The sequence below is a fragment of the Pseudomonas sp. 3MA1 genome, assembly GCF_029237275.1.
GTDB lineage: Bacteria > Pseudomonadota > Gammaproteobacteria > Pseudomonadales > Pseudomonadaceae > Aquipseudomonas > Aquipseudomonas fluorescens_AP.
Genome location: NZ_JAACFX010000009.1, coordinates 253,581 through 268,164, shown reverse-complemented (window position 1 = coordinate 268,164; position 14,584 = coordinate 253,581). Strand labels below are relative to the sequence as shown.

General features: G+C 65.5%; 16 protein-coding genes. 2 read left to right on the top strand and 14 right to left on the bottom strand.

The features are described 5' to 3' along the window. Positions 1-21: 21 nt before the first annotated feature. From GWQ44_RS23560 to GWQ44_RS23535, 6 genes are all read right to left on the bottom strand, one after another. Positions 22-1,272 (bottom strand): allantoin permease, encoded by a 1,251-nt coding sequence (locus GWQ44_RS23560; protein WP_275928365.1) that lies wholly within the window; start codon positions 1,270-1,272, stop codon positions 22-24. A gap of 183 nt (positions 1,273-1,455) precedes the next feature. Then, positions 1,456-2,430 (bottom strand): biotin-dependent carboxyltransferase family protein, encoded by a 975-nt coding sequence (locus GWQ44_RS23555; RefSeq protein ID WP_275928364.1) that lies wholly within the window; start codon positions 2,428-2,430, stop codon positions 1,456-1,458. Next, complete coding sequence (locus tag GWQ44_RS23550; RefSeq protein ID WP_110594787.1) at positions 2,427-3,299, bottom strand: allophanate hydrolase subunit 1; 873 nt, start codon at positions 3,297-3,299, stop codon at positions 2,427-2,429. Before GWQ44_RS23550 ends, GWQ44_RS23555 begins: the two co-directional genes overlap by 4 nt. Then, the gene (locus GWQ44_RS23545; protein ID WP_275928363.1) at positions 3,296-4,669 is read right to left on the bottom strand and encodes an acetyl-CoA carboxylase biotin carboxylase subunit; all 1,374 of its coding nucleotides are present in this window, start codon (positions 4,667-4,669) and stop codon (positions 3,296-3,298) included. The genes GWQ44_RS23550 and GWQ44_RS23545 overlap by 4 nt, the downstream gene beginning before the upstream one ends. Positions 4,670-4,679: 10 nt before the next feature. After that, positions 4,680-4,922: an acetyl-CoA carboxylase gene (locus GWQ44_RS23540; RefSeq protein WP_275928362.1), complete on the bottom strand. Its 243-nt coding sequence runs from the start codon at positions 4,920-4,922 to the stop codon at positions 4,680-4,682. A 109-nt stretch (positions 4,923-5,031) separates the two neighbouring features. Then, positions 5,032-5,790 carry a 5-oxoprolinase subunit PxpA gene (locus GWQ44_RS23535; protein ID WP_275928361.1) on the bottom strand — a complete coding sequence of 253 codons (759 nt, stop codon included), beginning with the start codon at positions 5,788-5,790 and terminating at the stop codon, positions 5,032-5,034. 199 nt (positions 5,791-5,989) lie between these two features. Between GWQ44_RS23535 and GWQ44_RS23530 the strand changes: the two genes are divergently transcribed. Next, a complete protein-coding gene (locus tag GWQ44_RS23530; RefSeq protein WP_016968132.1) occupies positions 5,990-6,907 on the top strand; it encodes a LysR family transcriptional regulator in 918 nt (305 codons plus the stop codon). Between the two features lie 393 nt (positions 6,908-7,300). Here the strand turns inward: GWQ44_RS23530 and GWQ44_RS23525 are convergent, their stop codons facing one another. The 5 genes from GWQ44_RS23525 to GWQ44_RS23505 all read right to left on the bottom strand — a co-directional run bounded on the left by GWQ44_RS23525 (position 7,301) and on the right by GWQ44_RS23505 (position 11,411). Next, positions 7,301-7,885 (bottom strand): PqiC family protein, encoded by a 585-nt coding sequence (locus GWQ44_RS23525; protein ID WP_275928360.1) that lies wholly within the window; start codon positions 7,883-7,885, stop codon positions 7,301-7,303. Continuing rightward, positions 7,882-9,573 carry an MlaD family protein gene (locus GWQ44_RS23520; protein ID WP_042942151.1) on the bottom strand — a complete coding sequence of 564 codons (1,692 nt, stop codon included), beginning with the start codon at positions 9,571-9,573 and terminating at the stop codon, positions 7,882-7,884. The genes GWQ44_RS23525 and GWQ44_RS23520 overlap by 4 nt, the downstream gene beginning before the upstream one ends. Beyond that, the gene (locus tag GWQ44_RS23515) at positions 9,566-10,180 is read right to left on the bottom strand and encodes a paraquat-inducible protein A (RefSeq protein ID WP_016968135.1); all 615 of its coding nucleotides are present in this window, start codon (positions 10,178-10,180) and stop codon (positions 9,566-9,568) included. The genes GWQ44_RS23520 and GWQ44_RS23515 overlap by 8 nt, the downstream gene beginning before the upstream one ends. After that, a complete protein-coding gene (locus tag GWQ44_RS23510) occupies positions 10,180-10,788 on the bottom strand; it encodes a paraquat-inducible protein A (RefSeq protein WP_016968136.1) in 609 nt (202 codons plus the stop codon). The genes GWQ44_RS23515 and GWQ44_RS23510 overlap by 1 nt, the downstream gene beginning before the upstream one ends. A gap of 188 nt (positions 10,789-10,976) precedes the next feature. Further along, entirely contained in the window at positions 10,977-11,411 is a 435-nt protein-coding gene (locus tag GWQ44_RS23505) for a multidrug/biocide efflux PACE transporter (RefSeq protein WP_275928359.1), read from the bottom strand. Positions 11,412-11,501: 90 nt separating this feature from the next. Between GWQ44_RS23505 and GWQ44_RS23500 the strand changes: the two genes are divergently transcribed. Further along, positions 11,502-12,356: a LysR family transcriptional regulator gene (locus tag GWQ44_RS23500; RefSeq protein WP_016968139.1), complete on the top strand. Its 855-nt coding sequence runs from the start codon at positions 11,502-11,504 to the stop codon at positions 12,354-12,356. 54 nt (positions 12,357-12,410) lie between these two features. On the opposite strand, the gene GWQ44_RS23495 is transcribed toward GWQ44_RS23500, so the two are convergent. From GWQ44_RS23495 to GWQ44_RS23485, 3 genes are read right to left on the bottom strand one after another with little or no spacing between them, the layout of a single operon-like run. Continuing rightward, positions 12,411-13,661 carry an RNA polymerase sigma factor gene (locus GWQ44_RS23495; protein ID WP_275928358.1) on the bottom strand — a complete coding sequence of 417 codons (1,251 nt, stop codon included), beginning with the start codon at positions 13,659-13,661 and terminating at the stop codon, positions 12,411-12,413. Further along, positions 13,661-14,152 carry an SRPBCC family protein gene (locus GWQ44_RS23490; RefSeq protein ID WP_275928357.1) on the bottom strand — a complete coding sequence of 164 codons (492 nt, stop codon included), beginning with the start codon at positions 14,150-14,152 and terminating at the stop codon, positions 13,661-13,663. The genes GWQ44_RS23495 and GWQ44_RS23490 overlap by 1 nt, the downstream gene beginning before the upstream one ends. 26 nt (positions 14,153-14,178) lie before the next feature. Next, a complete protein-coding gene (locus tag GWQ44_RS23485; protein WP_016968142.1) occupies positions 14,179-14,523 on the bottom strand; it encodes a YciI family protein in 345 nt (114 codons plus the stop codon). Positions 14,524-14,584: the final 61 nt, after the last annotated feature.

Sequence of the window (14,584 nt, the reverse complement as noted above, 5' to 3'; positions counted from 1 at the left end):
AGCGCCTGCCCGGTCGCCCGCTCAGCCGGCGGCGGGCAGGCGGCTGTGCAAGCGACTGGCGAGCCCGGCCTGCAAGGTAAACGCCAGGACCCCGGTCAGCGGCGCCGAGAAACTCGCCAGGCCGCCCCCCGCCCCCATCAGCATCAGGCCCAGGGCCGTACCGCCGAACCAGGCCGTCAGCCCAACCGGGTTGAAGGCCGCCACGCGATCAATCGCCGCCACATCAGTACGCCCCAGCAGGATCTGCGCCAGGGCCACGCCGACCCAGGCCACCACGAAGATCCCCTGATAGGCCAGGGCCTTGAGCAGGTAGGCGAACACATCCGCCAGCATCAGGCCGTAGACGATGACTCCCACCGCCAGCGCCCACATCAGGTAGGAACCGCGCAGGCCGAAGCGGCCGAAGAATGCCTGCATGTTCAGGGTCGCCAAGTAATAGTTGGCAGTGTTGATCCGGGTTTGCGTGGCCCAGACGAACAACAGCCCCCAGAGCCCCATCAACTGCAGGATCGCCATCACCACCGAGACTTCATTGAGCGCGCCCTCATGGGGAATGCTGCTCACCAGGTAGATCCCCGCGGCGCCGTTGAGCAGAAAGGTCACCGCGTAGAACGGCATGCCGAAGTTCCAGCGACCGTGGTAGCCGGCGTCCTCGGGCTTGCCGAAACGCGCGTAGTCGAAGGTGAACAGCATCAGGATCCACACCCCCATGTAGGCCACGAAGCAATCCCACCAGCCGGTATTGCCGGGATTGGCCGGGCCGAAATCCAGCCATTGCGGCTGGTAGCCATAACGGCTGATGGACAGGCCCACGGCGAACAGCAAGCCCCCCAGATACACCGGCAACAGCACGCCGTTGAGCTTGTCCAGCCAGCGCTGCACGCTGCCCAGGATCAGCGGCACGCTGTACAGCACCACCAGCAAGGCCGCCAGCGGGTACAGCAGTTGCGGGTACAGATGATGGAGCGCCACGGCGATCACCGAACCTTCGAACACCGCGTAGTAGATGGCCGTGGAGAAAAAGATCAGGGTCGCCAGGCAAGCCCCGGTGCTGCCGAACAGCAACCGCGAGAACAGCGCCACCGAGAGCCCGCTGCGCATGGCGAAGCGGCTGAGCACGCTGTTCACCAGGCCATAGCTGAGCACCGACAGGAGCATGCCGATCAAGGCATTGCGGGTGCCGTAGGACAAGGCCAGGGAGGCGCCGACGACGATGTAGAACATCGCGCTGCACACCGCCCACCAGGCCATGGTCAGGGACAGTCGGCCCATCCGGGCCTCGCTGGGAAGGGCCACATTGGCCGGGGTCTGCCCGGTTTGATTCGCTTGCGATAAAGCTGCCATATGCGTGAACTCCAGAACCGATCAAGGGTTGAAGCGCGGGCAGCCGTCACCGCACCGAAGTGCGGCGTTGGCCTACCGTTTGGCATGGCCCGCGCGATGCGGCGGGCAGAATCAGGAAGGAAACAGTTTGCTCAGACAGCTGAGCTTTTTCTTGTAGGAGCGCCGAGCCTCCAGCGCTTCTTCGAGGGTCACCGCGACAAAGCGGGCCTTCTGGTTGGGCTGCATCTGGCCGATCAGGTCGAGGTCGGCGCTGATCACCGTGCCGATCATGGCGTAGCCGCCACCGGACACCGCGTCCCGGTGCAGGACAATGGGCTCCAGCCCCGCCGGTACCTGGATCGAGCCGATGGGGTAGCAGCTGTCGACGATGTTCGACGGATCGGAACCGGCGCCGAACGGCTGCTCCCGGGGCTGGAAGCTCAAGGCGCTGCCCCCCTTGAAGCGATAGCCGATGCGGTCCGCCTCCGAACCCACGGTCCAAGGTTCGGCGAAGAAGCTGACCTTGGCCGCCTCGCTCAAGCGTTCGTAGTACAGGCCCGGCACCACCCGCAGGGTGATTTCGCCGCCCAGGGATTGGCGCAGCGCCATGGGCAGGCTGGCACCGGGTCGGCCCTTGCCGCTGGCGACGCCCACCGGCAGTTCATCCCCGGCCGCCAGACGCCGGCCCTGGAAACCACCGAGGGCGCCCAGGGCATAGGTCGAACGACTGCCCAGCACCAGCGGCACATCGATGCCACCGGCCACCGCCAGGTAGGCCCGGGCCCCGGCCTTGGGAAAGTCAAAACGCAGCACTTGCCCGGCCTTGACCGCAAAGGCGGTGTCCAGGTGCATGTCCACGCCATCGAGCTTGGGAGTCATGTGGGCGCCGCAGACCGCCACCAGGGCGTCGGCGCTGAACGCAAGCTCCGGCCCGAGCAAGGTGCATTCCAGCCCGGCCGCGCCTGCCGGGTTGCCCACCAGCTGGTTGGCTGCGCTCAGGGCGTACTGATCCAGGGCCCCGGACGGCGGAATCCCCAGGTGATAGAAACCTTCGCGACCCAGATCCTGCACCGATGTGGCCAGGCCCGGTTTGATGACCTTGATCATGCCAGCACCTCCTGCAGCGACTTGGGATAGCCGACCGGGTCGGCGAGAAAGGCATCCAGGGAAAACTCCACCTCACGGATGCGCAGATCGAAGCGCCCGGCCTCGACCTCGGCCACCGCCTGATCGTAAGCCTCACGATCGATGGGTTTGAATTGCACGATGTCCCCCGGACGGAAGAACACCATGTGCGCCTTGAGGTAAGCCAGTTGCTGCTGCGGGTCGTAGATGGGGGCCGGGGTGACGCCGAACATCTGGTAGCCGCCGGCGCCGCGTACCGAGTAGATGCAGCCGAAACAGCCGCCATGACCCAGGGTCAGTTTCGGCGTATCGGTGCGTGGCCGCAGGTACTTGGGCACCTGCAGCTGCCGTTCACGTTCGACCATCTGGAACATGAACGGCAACCCGGCGACGAAGCCCACCATGGAGACGAACCAGGGCGCGCCGCTGTGGGCGGCGATGAACGCCTCGACGTCCGCCAGACCGTTGATCCGCGCCGCGTACTCCAGGTCCGTGGCGCTGGGGTCCTGGTGCCGGTCACGAAAGCGCATCAGGGTTTCATGGGTCCAGGGGTCGTTGTAGAGCACCGGGATCTCGATGATCCGGGTGTGCAGGCTGCGCTCGGCCACCGCCCCGGCCTCGGCCTGCTGCACCGCCTCCAGCAGAACCTGCGGAGCGATGCGATCCGGGTCGAAACGAATCTGGAACGAGGCATTGGCCAGGCACACATCCAGCACCCCATCCAACTCCAGGCGCTCCACGGCGCGGGTCACCGCCATGCCCTTGAAGAAGGCCTCCAGGGACATGCTGTCGCTGACTTCGGCAAACAGGTGCTCGTCGGCACCAAAGCTGTAGCGGATCGGCTGGCTCATGCGACACCTCCGGCGCGGCGCGCGGCCAGCCAGGTTTCCAGGGTTGCGGTGTGAAAATCGGCCTGCTGCAACCAGGGTTCGGCCAGCAGTTCACGGTGCAGCGACAAGGTACTGGCCATGCCGGTCAGGGTGGTCTGCTCCACGACCAGCCTTGCCCGGGCCAGGGCCTCGTCGCGATCAGCTCCGTGCACGATCAGCTTGGCCAGCAGCGAGTCGTAATACGGCGGCACAGCATAGCCCGGGTACAGGTGGCTATCGACCCGCACTCCCGGCCCTTGCGGCCAGATCAGTTGCTCCACCCGGCCCGGGCTGGGGAAGAAATCCCGCGCCGGGTCTTCGGCGTTCAGGCGCATCTGCAAGGCCGCGCCATTGAACTGGATGTCGCTCTGGCGCAACCCCAGGGGCTCGCCCCCGGCAATGCGCAACATGGCCTGGACCAGATCGATGCCGGTGATCAGCTCGCTGATCGGGTGCTCGACCTGGATCCGCGTGTTCATCTCGATGAAGAAGAACTCGCCGGTGCTGTCGTCATACAGGTATTCCAGGGTGCCAGCGCCCTGGTAACCCAAGGCTTGGGTCAGGCGCACGGCGCTGCTGCACAACTGCTCGCGCTGCGCGGCGCTGAGCACCGGCGACGGCGCTTCTTCGAAGATTTTCTGCCGCCGCCGCTGCAACGAGCATTCGCGCTCGAACAGGTGCACCGCGTGCTGGCCATCGCCCAGTACCTGGACTTCGATGTGCCGGGCACGGCCAATGAAACGCTCCAGGTACAGCGCACCATTGCCGAACGCGGTCTGGGCTTCGCGCTGCGCCCGAGGAAACTCCTCGGCCAATTGCGCAACGTCCTGGGCCAGGCGGATCCCGCGCCCGCCACCACCGGCACTGGCCTTGATCAACAGTGGAAAGCCCACGCTTTCAGCGGCCTTGAGCGCGGCCTCCAAATCGAAGAGTTCACCTGGAGAGCCAGGCACCACCGGCACCCCGGCCGCCTGCGCCGTGCGCCGGGCTTCGGCCTTGTCACCCATGCGGCGGATGGTTTCGGCACTGGGACCGACGAAAATCGCCCCGGCCGCGACCACCGCCTCGGCAAAACCGGCGTTCTCGGAAAGAAAGCCATAGCCCGGGTGCACGGCATTGGCGCCGCTGCGCTGCAACGCACTCAGCAGGGCCTCGACATTCAGGTAGCTCTTGTCGGCCCGCGCCGGGCCGATGATCTGCACTTCATCGGCCAAACGTGCAGCCATGGAGTCGGCATCCGCCTCGCTGCACGCGGCAACCGTGGGAATGCCCAGGGCCTTGGCCGCGCGAAGGATGCGCACGGCGATCTCGCCGCGGTTGGCCACCAGCAACTTGTTGATTGCTTGAGTCATGCCCCGGCCCTCACTGTTCGAGCGTCGCGACGACCTGACCCGGTTCCACCGGATCACCGTCTTCCACCATAAAGGCGCTGACTTGGCCCGCGCTCCCGGCGGTCAGTTCGGAAAACTGCTTCATGACTTCGATCAGGCCGATCACGGTATCGGCGCTGACGCGGTCGCCGACCTCGACGAAAGGCGCCGACTCGGGAGTGGCCTTGCGATAGAAGGTGCCCGGCAAGGGGGTGATAACACTGTGTTCGGCCATGTCTGTTCCTTTTGGAATAGTTGTAGAAAGGCAGGCAAAAATTCAAAAACCGGATGAGGCTCGCGTCTGTGCGCGGTGCTTGTTGTCGATGTGCAGGCTTTCGATGCGCTCAGCGCGGTGCGCGCACCTCGATGCCGGCCTGGTCCAGCGCCGTGCGGGTGGCCTCGACCAGGTCCAGGGCGCCCGGGGTGTCGCTGTGCAGGCAGATGGAGTCGAATTCGATGCTCAGGTCCTCGCCTTCGACGGTGCGCACCAGGCCGGTCTGGCAGGCGCGCAGCACCTTGGCCGCCACCGCGGCCGGGTCCAGGGCGCGCACCTGGCGGGTGAAGACGATGGAGCCGCTGAGGTCGTAGTCGCGGTCGGCATAGAACTCGCGGATCACTGGCTGGCCCAGCTCCCGAGCCACCTGCCAGATCACCGAGTTGGGCATGCAATACAGCAGCAGCTCGGGCTCCAGCTGGCGCAGGTTTTCCACCAGCAGCCGCGCCGCTTCCTGGTCCCGGGCCAAATGCATGTAGAGCGCGCCGTGGGGCTTGATGTGTTGCAGCTTCACGCCTTGTACCCGGGCCAGCTCACGCAGGGCGCCGAGCTGATAGAGCATGTCGTCCACCAGTTCCTGGGCCGGGGCATTGATATGCCGGCGCCCGAAACCCACCAGATCACGAAACCCCGGGTGCGCACCGATGGCCACGCCCCGGCGCTTGGCCTGCTCGATGGTGCGGCGCATGGTGCTGGGGTCGCCGGCGTGAAAGCCGGTGGCGATATTGGCCGAACTGATAAAACCCATCAGCTCGTTGTCGACGCCATCGCCGATGGTCCAGGGGCCGAAGCTCTCGCCCATGTCCGAATTGAAATCCACTGCCTGCATCACTGTTGCTCCAACTCTTGTGACTTCGTGTCACGGAAATTAGAGCGGCCTTGACCCCTTGGGAAGATCTATTATCAGATAGAGCTTCTTCTGAAAAACAGATAAAGCTAAAGAGCAATGCCGGGTTTGGCGGCAGCGGCGTTCGCACCATCGCTTTCGCCGGCAAGCCGGCTCCTACAGGACAAGGGGGGAATGGGCCATGTCGTTGACCTTGCGCCAGGTGCGCTATTTCGTGGCTACGGCCGAGATCGGGCAGATCTCCCAGGCGGCGATTCACTTGAACATCTCGCAGTCGGCGGTGACCACCGCGATCAAGGAACTGGAGGCCATGCTCGCGGTGCAGTTGTTCGTGCGCTCGGCCCAGGGCATGAACCTGACCGATGCCGGGCGGCATTTTCTCAACCGCGCCTACGTGATTCTGCGCAGCGTCGAGGATGCGCTGAACAGCCCATTGCCGGACTACCGGGCCAGCGGCGTGCTACACCTGGCGGCGAGCTACACAGTGATCGGCTACTTCCTGCCGCACCACCTGCAACGCCTGGAGCACTGGCACCCGGACGTCACCATCGAACTGCATGAACAGGAACGCCAGGCCATCGAACAAGGCTTGCTGGAGGGCCGCTTCGACATGGCGGTGGTGCTCACCGCCAACCTGACCCACCCGGATATCGTCTCGCAGACCCTGTTCAACTCCGAGCGCCGGCTGTGGCTGCCGGCCCACCATCCGCTGTGCGAGCGCACCAGCATCAGCCTGGCGGACGTGGCCCAGGAGCCGTTCATCCTGCTCACCGTCGACGAGGCCGAACAGAGCGCCATGCGCTATTGGGAACAGGCCGGCCAGCAGCCCAACGTGCGGGTGCGCACCAGTTCGGTGGAGGCGGTGCGCAGCATGGTGGCCAACGGCAGCGGCGTAGCGATTCTTTCGGACCTGGTGCACCGGCCCTGGTCACTGGAGGGCAAGCGCATCGAGACCCTGAGCCTGAGCGACGCGGTGACGCCGATGAGCGTGGGGCTGGCCTGGCACCGCGAACGGGCCTTCACCCCGGCTATGCAGGCACTGCGTGCCTACTTCCACGACGCCTTCCTCGCGCCCCAGCAACTCAGCGCCCGGCGCTGAACACCTTGCTTGGCGATCTCTTGCCGAACCTCCAGCGGCCTCAAGATCCACGCGTCTCCTACGGAGCCGTTCGCAGCCTGCGGCAGCGGCTACAACCCGACACCTGTAGCCGCTGCCGAGCCCGCGAGGCTGCGAAAAGGCCCGCAGGGCCTTGCCTGGCGATCCTGAACCAAACCTGCGGCGGCCGGAAAAACCTGCGTCTCCTACGGAGCCGTTCGCAGCCTGCGGCAGCGGCCACAACCCGACACCTGTAGCCGCTGCCGAGCCCGCGAGGCTGCGAAAAGGCCCGCAGGGCCTTGCCTGGCGATCCTGAGCCAAACCTGCGGCGGCCGGAAGAACCTGCGTCTCCTGCGCAGCCGTTCGCAGCCTGCGGCAGCGGCTACACAAACCTAGTCAGGGGCAGGTCCAGCTACGCGCCGCGCCAGCAATCTGCCCGGCCAGCAGGGCGATGGCCTGCTGGTGGGCCTGGACCAGGCTGCTCAGTTCAACACCCGCCGGCTGGCGGATCTGGCTGCTGCAGGTCAGGTTGCGGGCCGGGCCGCCCTCGCCCCGCAGGCGCAGGCTCCAGACCACATCGATCAGCGCATAGCGCCCGGGCAGGGATTCGAAACGCCGCACATCGGTCTGCAACGCCAGCAGCGGACGCCCGGGCTGCTTGGGCAACCCTTCAAGGTTGCGGGTGCCGAGCTTGTGCTCCATCTGGCTGGCCAGGGCATCGTGGAATTCGTCCACCAGCGGCGCGCTCCAGCGCTGGGTTTCGAGGATCGCCAGGCTGCCGCTGTCCTGGCGTACCACCAGTTGCGGCTGATCCACCTGCACCGGAATGCGCACCGTGGACATCTCGAACTGCAGGTCGCCAGTGCGCGCCGCAGCGCTGCCTTCGGCCACGGGCGGCATCAGGGTGTAGTAACGGGTGGGCGCCGAACTGCAGGCGGCCAGCCCCAGAGTCAGGCAGAGCAACAGGGCACGGGGTTTCATGGCTGGGCTTCCGGTACGGATTCGCGAACAGAGGAGGATGGCGACTGGTAGGCATCCGGTTGGTTGTCTTTGAGGCGCCCGCGGATCAGCGCTTCCGGATGACGCCCGAGGAAGTCGCTGAGGACCCGCACCGAACGCGCGGTACGCTGCACTTCTTCCATGGCCTGGCCAAGTTTCTGCCGCTGTGGCGAGTCTTCGGAGAAGCTCTCGTTGGCGCTGGCCAGGGTCTTCTTCGATTGCTCCAGGGTGTCGCGCATCTGCGGCAGCACCTCGCCGTTGACCTGCTTCAGGGTCTTCTGCATCTCCACCAGGCTGCCATTGAGGTTGGCGGCAATCGAGTCGATCGGCAGCTTGCTGATCTTGTCCACCACGGCCTGCAACTGCTCCTGCAACTTGTCCATGCTGCCGGGGATGGTGGGGATCTCCAGCGGCCGCGCCGTAGCGTCATAGGCCACCGGCTTGGCGTTGGCGACAAAGTCCAGGGAGATGTACAGCTGGCCGGTCAGCAGGTTGCCGCTGCGGGGCTGGGCCCGCAGGCCGTTCTTGACGAAGGCGCCGATCAGCTGGGCCGAGCGCGCGTCGTCTTCGCCGCCGGTCTGCTTGACCAGCTTTTCGTGGGCCTTGCCCAGGCGCTCGGGATAGATCACCGCGCCGACCAGGGTCGGGAAATACTTGCGCTGTTCGTCGTAGTCCAGGTCCATCGACACCACCTTGCCGATGTTCACCCCGAGGAACTCCACCGGGGCATTGATCGACAGCCCGCGCAGGGCCTGGTCGAAGCGCATGCGGATGTAATAGGGCGCGCCGTCCGGCGGCGCCAGGGCGGTGTCCTGGTCGCCGAACAGGGTGTACTCGGCGTTCTCCTCGGCCGGCTTGGCATTGGGGCTGTACTTGGGCTCGACGAAGGCGATGCCGCCGGCGAGGATCGACGACACCGACTCGGTGTTGACCTTCAGGCCATTGGCGCCGAGGGTCACGTCGACGCCGCTGGCGTTCCAGAAGCGGGTGTCGGTGGTGACGTACTTGTCGTTGGGCGCGTTGACGAAGATCTTCACGTCCACGCCCTTGCCGCCGTTGGCCAACTGGTAGGACACCACCTGCCCCACTTCGATGCGCCGGTAGTAGACCGGCGAACCGATATCCAGCGAACCCAGGTCATCGGTGTGCAGGGTGAAGCGCTTGCCCTTTTGCCCGTAGGTGATCGGCGGCGGGGTTTCCAGGCCCTTGAAGCTGTCCTTGCGCTTTTCCGACTTGCCGGCGTCGGCGCCGATAAAGGCCCCGGAGAGCAAGGTGTCGACCCCGGAAACGCCGTTGGCGCCGATCCGCGGACGCACCACCCAGAACATCGAGTCGTCGGCGGTGAAGGGTTCGGCGGACTGATCCAGCTCGACCTTGGCCAGCACCTTCTTGCGGTCGTCGCTCAAGGCGATGGCGGTCACCTTGCCGATCACCACGTTCTTGTACTTGACCTGGGTCTTGTTGGCCTCCAGGCCTTCGGCGGTCTGGAAGCTGATGGTGATTTCCGGCCCCGCCGACAGCGACTTGTGCACCACCATCGACAACCCCACCAGGGCCGCGACGATCGGCACCAGCCACACCAGCGAGACATTGAAACGCCGCGTGCGCAGCGCCGGAGCACCAGGCGCGGGCCGGGGATTTGCTGCGTTGGAACCTGGATGCTCAGACATCTTCAACCTCTGCGTCCCAGATAAGCCGGGGATCGAAACTCATGGCGGCCAACATCGTCAGCACCACCACCAAACCAAAAAACAGAATGCCCATGCGCGGATCGATCGAGCTCAGGGCACGGAACTGCACCAGCGCCGCCACCAGGGCTACCACCAGTACGTCGAGCATCGACCAGTAGCCGATCAACTCGATAAAGCGGTACAGCTTGGCCCGCTCGCGCCGGGCCCAGAGGCTGCGGCGCTGGCAGGTCACCAGCAGGGTGCCGAGGACCAAGAACTTGCTGCAGGGCACCACCACGCTGGCAATGAAGATCAGCAGGGCGATGTCCCAGGAGCCGTGTTTCCAGAACTCCACCACGCCGCTCATGATGGTGTTTTCACTGGCGCTGCCAAAGATGCTGGTGTGCATCACCGGCAGCAGGTTGGCCGGGATGTAGAAGATCAGGCTGGCCAGGAGAAAGGCCCAGGTGCGCGCCAGGCTGTTGGGCTTGCGCGCATGCACCACGCTATCGCAGCGCGGGCAGCGGTGCTCGAAGTCCTGGCAGACCTGGCCGCAGGTGTGGCACAGCATCAGTTGGTAATCCCGGGCGTAGGGCGGCGCACTCATCAGTAGCGGCCCTCCAGGTCATCCCAGAGGTAGCGGATGTCCTTGCCGGAAATCAGGATGATCAGCACCGTGAGCATCGCCAGGGCCCACAACCCCATCCCCGGGTGCACATCGAGCATGCCCGCCAGCTTGACGATGGCCACCAGGATGCCCAGCAGGCACACCTCGAGCATGCTCCAGGGGCGCAGGTGTTCCAGGGCGCGCATGCAGGCCTTGAAGCCCGGCGCCGCGCGGCCGACGTTGGCAAAGCCCAGCACCCAGCACAGCAGGATGATCTGCAGGCACGGCGCGAGAATGATGGTCAGGCCGGTGATCGCCGCGATCAGGCTGATGCGGCCCTGGGCCAGGGCCTCCACCGATTGCCAGAGGGTCGCCTCGTTGCTCAGGCCTTCGAGACTGATCTTGATCACCGGAAACAGATTGGCGAAGACGAACAGCAACCCGGCGCTGATCGACAGGGCGAACAGCTGCTGCACGCTCAGGTGGCGGGCGCGGGCCAGCAGCGCGCCACAGCGCGAACACTGGGCGGCCTGGCCCTTGCGGAGCGGCACGGATTCGTACAGCGAATCGCAGTGCTCGCAGATGATCCAGTTGCGGGGAATAGTCATGGTCTTCAGATAGTCGGGAGGGCGGCAGGTTCAGTCACCGGAACCGGCTGGCGCATATTTTCAGAAAAACACCGGGACAGTGTCCAGTTTTGTCTGCTGCGTCGCCGCCAGCGTCTACGCCATGATAGGCGCCCCGGAGATTTTCGCAGCCCGCAGGCGAAGGCGCTCCCCCCGAAGCGCCTTGCCATTCAATGGACCAGACGCGTTTGCAGCCACTTGTCCCGCAGCACGTCGTAGGCCCAGTGGTAGAGGTAGGTGTAGGGCAGGAAGAACAACAACACGCCAATGTCCAGGAGGAAGGCCTGCAGCAGGCTGATATCCAGCCACCAGGCAATCAGCGGCACACAGAACGCCACCAGCCCGCCTTCGAACAGAAAGGCATGCAGGACCCGGGTCCTGCCGTTGTGCTCAAGGCCCAGACGCTTGAGCAAACGATCGAACAGACCGTTGAACAGCACGTTCCAGCCCAGGGCCAGAAGGCCGATGGCGAGGGTCACCAAACCCATGTCGGCCATGGGTTTGTCCATGATCCAGGACAGCAGCGGAGTACAGATCGACACCGCCAGCAGCTCGAAGGCTACCGCCTGGAAAATACGTTCGGTCAGGGATTTAGGCAGGCTCATTGGCGTACTCCTGGAGTGAAAGTGTTGGCGATCATCCAGGAGCAGGCCGATACTTCATAACCAATAACCATCGATCAAGGCGATAGTTTCATGGCCTCACATGAAGTGCTGCTGGCGTTCGTCCAGGCCGCCACCCAAGGCTCCTTTTCCGCTGCCGCGCGCAAGCTGGGCAAGAGTCAGTCCACCATCAGCGCGGCGGTGGCCAGCCTGGAGATCGACCTCGATGTCCAGCTGTTCGACCGCAGCAGCCGCAAGCCCGGGCTGACACCGGCCGGGCATGTCCTACTGCAGCGCGCCGAAGAGATCCTCGCCGCCACCAGCCGCCTGGAAATGGCCGCCAGCCAACTGTCCCGGGGGATCGAGGCGAAGCTCACCATCGCCCTGTCCGACACCTACCAGTCGGACCGTTTTGAAAGCGGCCTCGGCGCCTTCGAGCAGCGCTACCCGGACCTGGAGCTGGAATGCCTGATCGCCGAATGCGATGACCTGATCGCCCTGGTGCAAAGTGGCCGGGCGCAGATCGCCTTTGCCGAAAAGCAGGACGATTACCCGGCGGACCTGGAACACAAGACCCTGGATGAACGGGGTGAAATGTCGCTCTACGTGTCGCGCAACCATCCCCTGGCGGCCCTGGATCGGGTCGACGAACAAGCCCTGCGCCAGCACCGGGAACTGCGCCTGGCCACCGTGCTCAACCCCTACGAGAGCCGGAGCCAGGGCCGGGTCTGGTCGGCTCCCAGCTACCTGATGCTGCTGGAGATGGCCCAGGGCGGCTTTGGCTGGGCGCCCCTGCCACGCTGGCTGGTGGAGGGCTTCGGCGCCGGCAAGTTGCAAGAGCTGCAAGTCCGTGGCTGGCCGCGCACCGTGGCGGTGGATGCGCTCTGGTCACGCCTGCATCCGCCGGGGCCAGCAGGCAGCTGGTTACTGGCGCGGATGCTGCAATGACCGCGTTCACCGGCTCCTGACCAGCCCCCGCCGGCCACCCTGAATCGCCAGCCTCTACAAGGCGTCGAGCTGGGCCAGGCGCTGTTCGAGAAAGCGCTGCTCGGGGCCTTGCCGGGCCAGGGTCAAGGCGAGTTGGTAGGATTCGCGCGCCGCACTGACCTGCCCCAGTTGCCGGCAGAAATCGGCACGCGCGGCGTGGGCCAAGTGGTAATCCTGCAAGTCGCCGCGGCTCAGAATGGCCTCCACTTGCGCCAGCCCGGCAGCAGGCCCATCGCGCTGGGCCAGGGCCACGGCACGGTTGAGCCGGATCACCGGTGAAGGCTGCAAGCGCAGCAGGATGTCATACAGGCCGACGATCTGAGCCCAGTCGGTCTGTTCGGCGCTCGCGGCTTCGGCATGCACCGCGGCAATCGCCGCCTGCAGGCAATAAGGCCCGGCGTGTCCACTGCGCAGGCCGCGTTCCACCAAGGCGCAACCTTCCTCGATCATGTCCTGCTGCCACAACGAACGGTCCTGCTCGTCCAGCAGGATCAACTCGCCAGTGGCAGAGATCCGCGCCGTGCGCCGGGACTCGTGCAACAGCATCAGCGCCAGCAGGCCCATCACCTCCGCCTCGGGCAGCAGCTCCAGCAACAGGTAGCCCAGGCGGATGGCTTCGCGGGTCAGCTCATCTCGGGTCAGTTCGGCGCCCATCGAGGCCGAGTAACCCTCGTTGAATACCAGGTAGATCACCCGCAGCACGCTCCCCAGGCGCTCGGGCAATTCACTCAGCTCCGGCACCTGATAGGGAATCCCGGCGTCGCGGATCTTCGCCTTGGCGCGCACGATGCGCTGGGCGATGGTGGCCGGGCTGACCAGGAAGGCCCGGGCGATTTCCTCGGTACTCAGGTCGCAGATCTCGCGCAGGGTCAACGGCACCTGGGCATCGGCCGCCAATGCCGGGTGGCAGCAGGTGAAGATCAGGCGCAGGCGGTCATCCTGCACATCCTCGACGCTCCAGTCGTCCTGTTCCAGTTGCTCCAACTGGCTGAGCAGCGCCGCCTGGGAAGCCGCGAAACGCGCCCGTCGGCGCAAGGCGTCGATGCCCTTGAAGCGGCCGACCGACACCAGCCAGGCCCGGGGATTGTCGGGCACGCCAGCGTCCTGCCAGCGCTCGACGGCCACGAAGAAGGCATCGTGCAGCGCCTCCTCGGCCAGGTCGAAATCCCCCAGCAGGCGGATCAGGGTGGCGAGGATCCGCCGCGACTGCTCGCGGTAGACCTGCGCCACCTGCGCCGCTAGCGCTTCCCGGGCTGGCTCGGCCATCAGTCCGGCAGGCCCCGGGTCACCAGGGCCACCAGACGCTCCAGGCTCTGCCCCCAACCCTCATGAAACCCCATGGCTTCGTGCGCCTTGCGGTCGGCTTCGGTCCAGTGCATGGCCCGGGCGGTGTAGAGGGTCTTGTCGCCCTGCTCCTCGAAGGTCACTTCAGCGGTCATGAACGGTTTGCCCGAAGGAATCCAGCCCGGCAGGTAGGCATCGGTAAACACCAGCCGCGACGGGGCGTCGATCTCCAGGAACACCCCCATGGTCGGGTACTCGCTGCCGTCCGGGGCGCGCATCAGGGTGCGAAACTGGCCGCCGACCCACAGCTCCATTTCACACTCCGGGGTGGTCATGCCGTGGGGCCCCCACCATTGCGCCAGCAAGGCCGGCTCGGTCCAGGCGCGAAACACCCGGTTGCGCGGCGCGTCGATCAAGCGGCTGATGGACAGTTCATGCTCGGCGGGCTGGCGGCCCGTGGTTGGGAAACTCATCGCCACACTCCTGTTCACTGTGGTTTTCAGGGATTCAACTCACGCACCGGACGCACTTCGACGCTGCCGACCCGGGCGGCCGGAATATGCCCGGCAACCTGGATCGCTTCATTCAGGTCCCTGGCCTCGATCAGGTAGAAACCGGCCAGTTGTTCCTTGGTTTCGGCGAACGGGCCGTCGGTGATCGACAGCTTGCCGCCGCGCATGCGCACCGTGGTGGCGCACTGCACCGATTGCAGCGCCTCGGCGGCCAGCATCCGCCCGCTGCCTTGCACCGACTCGGCATAGGCCAGGCATTCGGCGTCCTCGGGGCTGTCGGGCAGGCTGTGCAGCAAGCGCTCGTCGCTGTAGACCAGGCATAGGTATTTCATGGGCACCTCCGGACTCGGGCTGAGCAACTATGGTCGCTGTTTTGCGCTTTGGCGAACCGCT

Excerpts from the sequence above, each read along its gene's own strand:
- GWQ44_RS23560 (WP_275928365.1), bottom strand. The coding sequence starts at position 1,272 with ATGGGCCGACTGTCCCTGACCATGGCCTGGTGGGCGGTGTGCAGCGCG.
- GWQ44_RS23555 (WP_275928364.1), bottom strand. The coding sequence starts at position 2,430 with ATGATCAAGGTCATCAAACCGGGCCTGGCCACATCGGTGCAGGATCTG.
- GWQ44_RS23550 (WP_110594787.1), bottom strand. The coding sequence starts at position 3,299 with ATGAGCCAGCCGATCCGCTACAGCTTTGGTGCCGACGAGCACCTGTTT.
- GWQ44_RS23545 (WP_275928363.1), bottom strand. The coding sequence starts at position 4,669 with ATGACTCAAGCAATCAACAAGTTGCTGGTGGCCAACCGCGGCGAGATC.
- GWQ44_RS23540 (WP_275928362.1), bottom strand. The coding sequence starts at position 4,922 with ATGGCCGAACACAGTGTTATCACCCCCTTGCCGGGCACCTTCTATCGC.
- GWQ44_RS23535 (WP_275928361.1), bottom strand. The coding sequence starts at position 5,790 with ATGCAGGCAGTGGATTTCAATTCGGACATGGGCGAGAGCTTCGGCCCC.
- GWQ44_RS23530 (WP_016968132.1), top strand. The coding sequence starts at position 5,990 with ATGTCGTTGACCTTGCGCCAGGTGCGCTATTTCGTGGCTACGGCCGAG.
- GWQ44_RS23525 (WP_275928360.1), bottom strand. The coding sequence starts at position 7,885 with ATGAAACCCCGTGCCCTGTTGCTCTGCCTGACTCTGGGGCTGGCCGCC.
- GWQ44_RS23520 (WP_042942151.1), bottom strand. The coding sequence starts at position 9,573 with ATGTCTGAGCATCCAGGTTCCAACGCAGCAAATCCCCGGCCCGCGCCT.
- GWQ44_RS23515 (WP_016968135.1), bottom strand. The coding sequence starts at position 10,180 with ATGAGTGCGCCGCCCTACGCCCGGGATTACCAACTGATGCTGTGCCAC.
- GWQ44_RS23510 (WP_016968136.1), bottom strand. The coding sequence starts at position 10,788 with ATGACTATTCCCCGCAACTGGATCATCTGCGAGCACTGCGATTCGCTG.
- GWQ44_RS23505 (WP_275928359.1), bottom strand. The coding sequence starts at position 11,411 with ATGAGCCTGCCTAAATCCCTGACCGAACGTATTTTCCAGGCGGTAGCC.
- GWQ44_RS23500 (WP_016968139.1), top strand. The coding sequence starts at position 11,502 with ATGGCCTCACATGAAGTGCTGCTGGCGTTCGTCCAGGCCGCCACCCAA.
- GWQ44_RS23495 (WP_275928358.1), bottom strand. The coding sequence starts at position 13,661 with ATGGCCGAGCCAGCCCGGGAAGCGCTAGCGGCGCAGGTGGCGCAGGTC.
- GWQ44_RS23490 (WP_275928357.1), bottom strand. The coding sequence starts at position 14,152 with ATGAGTTTCCCAACCACGGGCCGCCAGCCCGCCGAGCATGAACTGTCC.
- GWQ44_RS23485 (WP_016968142.1), bottom strand. The coding sequence starts at position 14,523 with ATGAAATACCTATGCCTGGTCTACAGCGACGAGCGCTTGCTGCACAGC.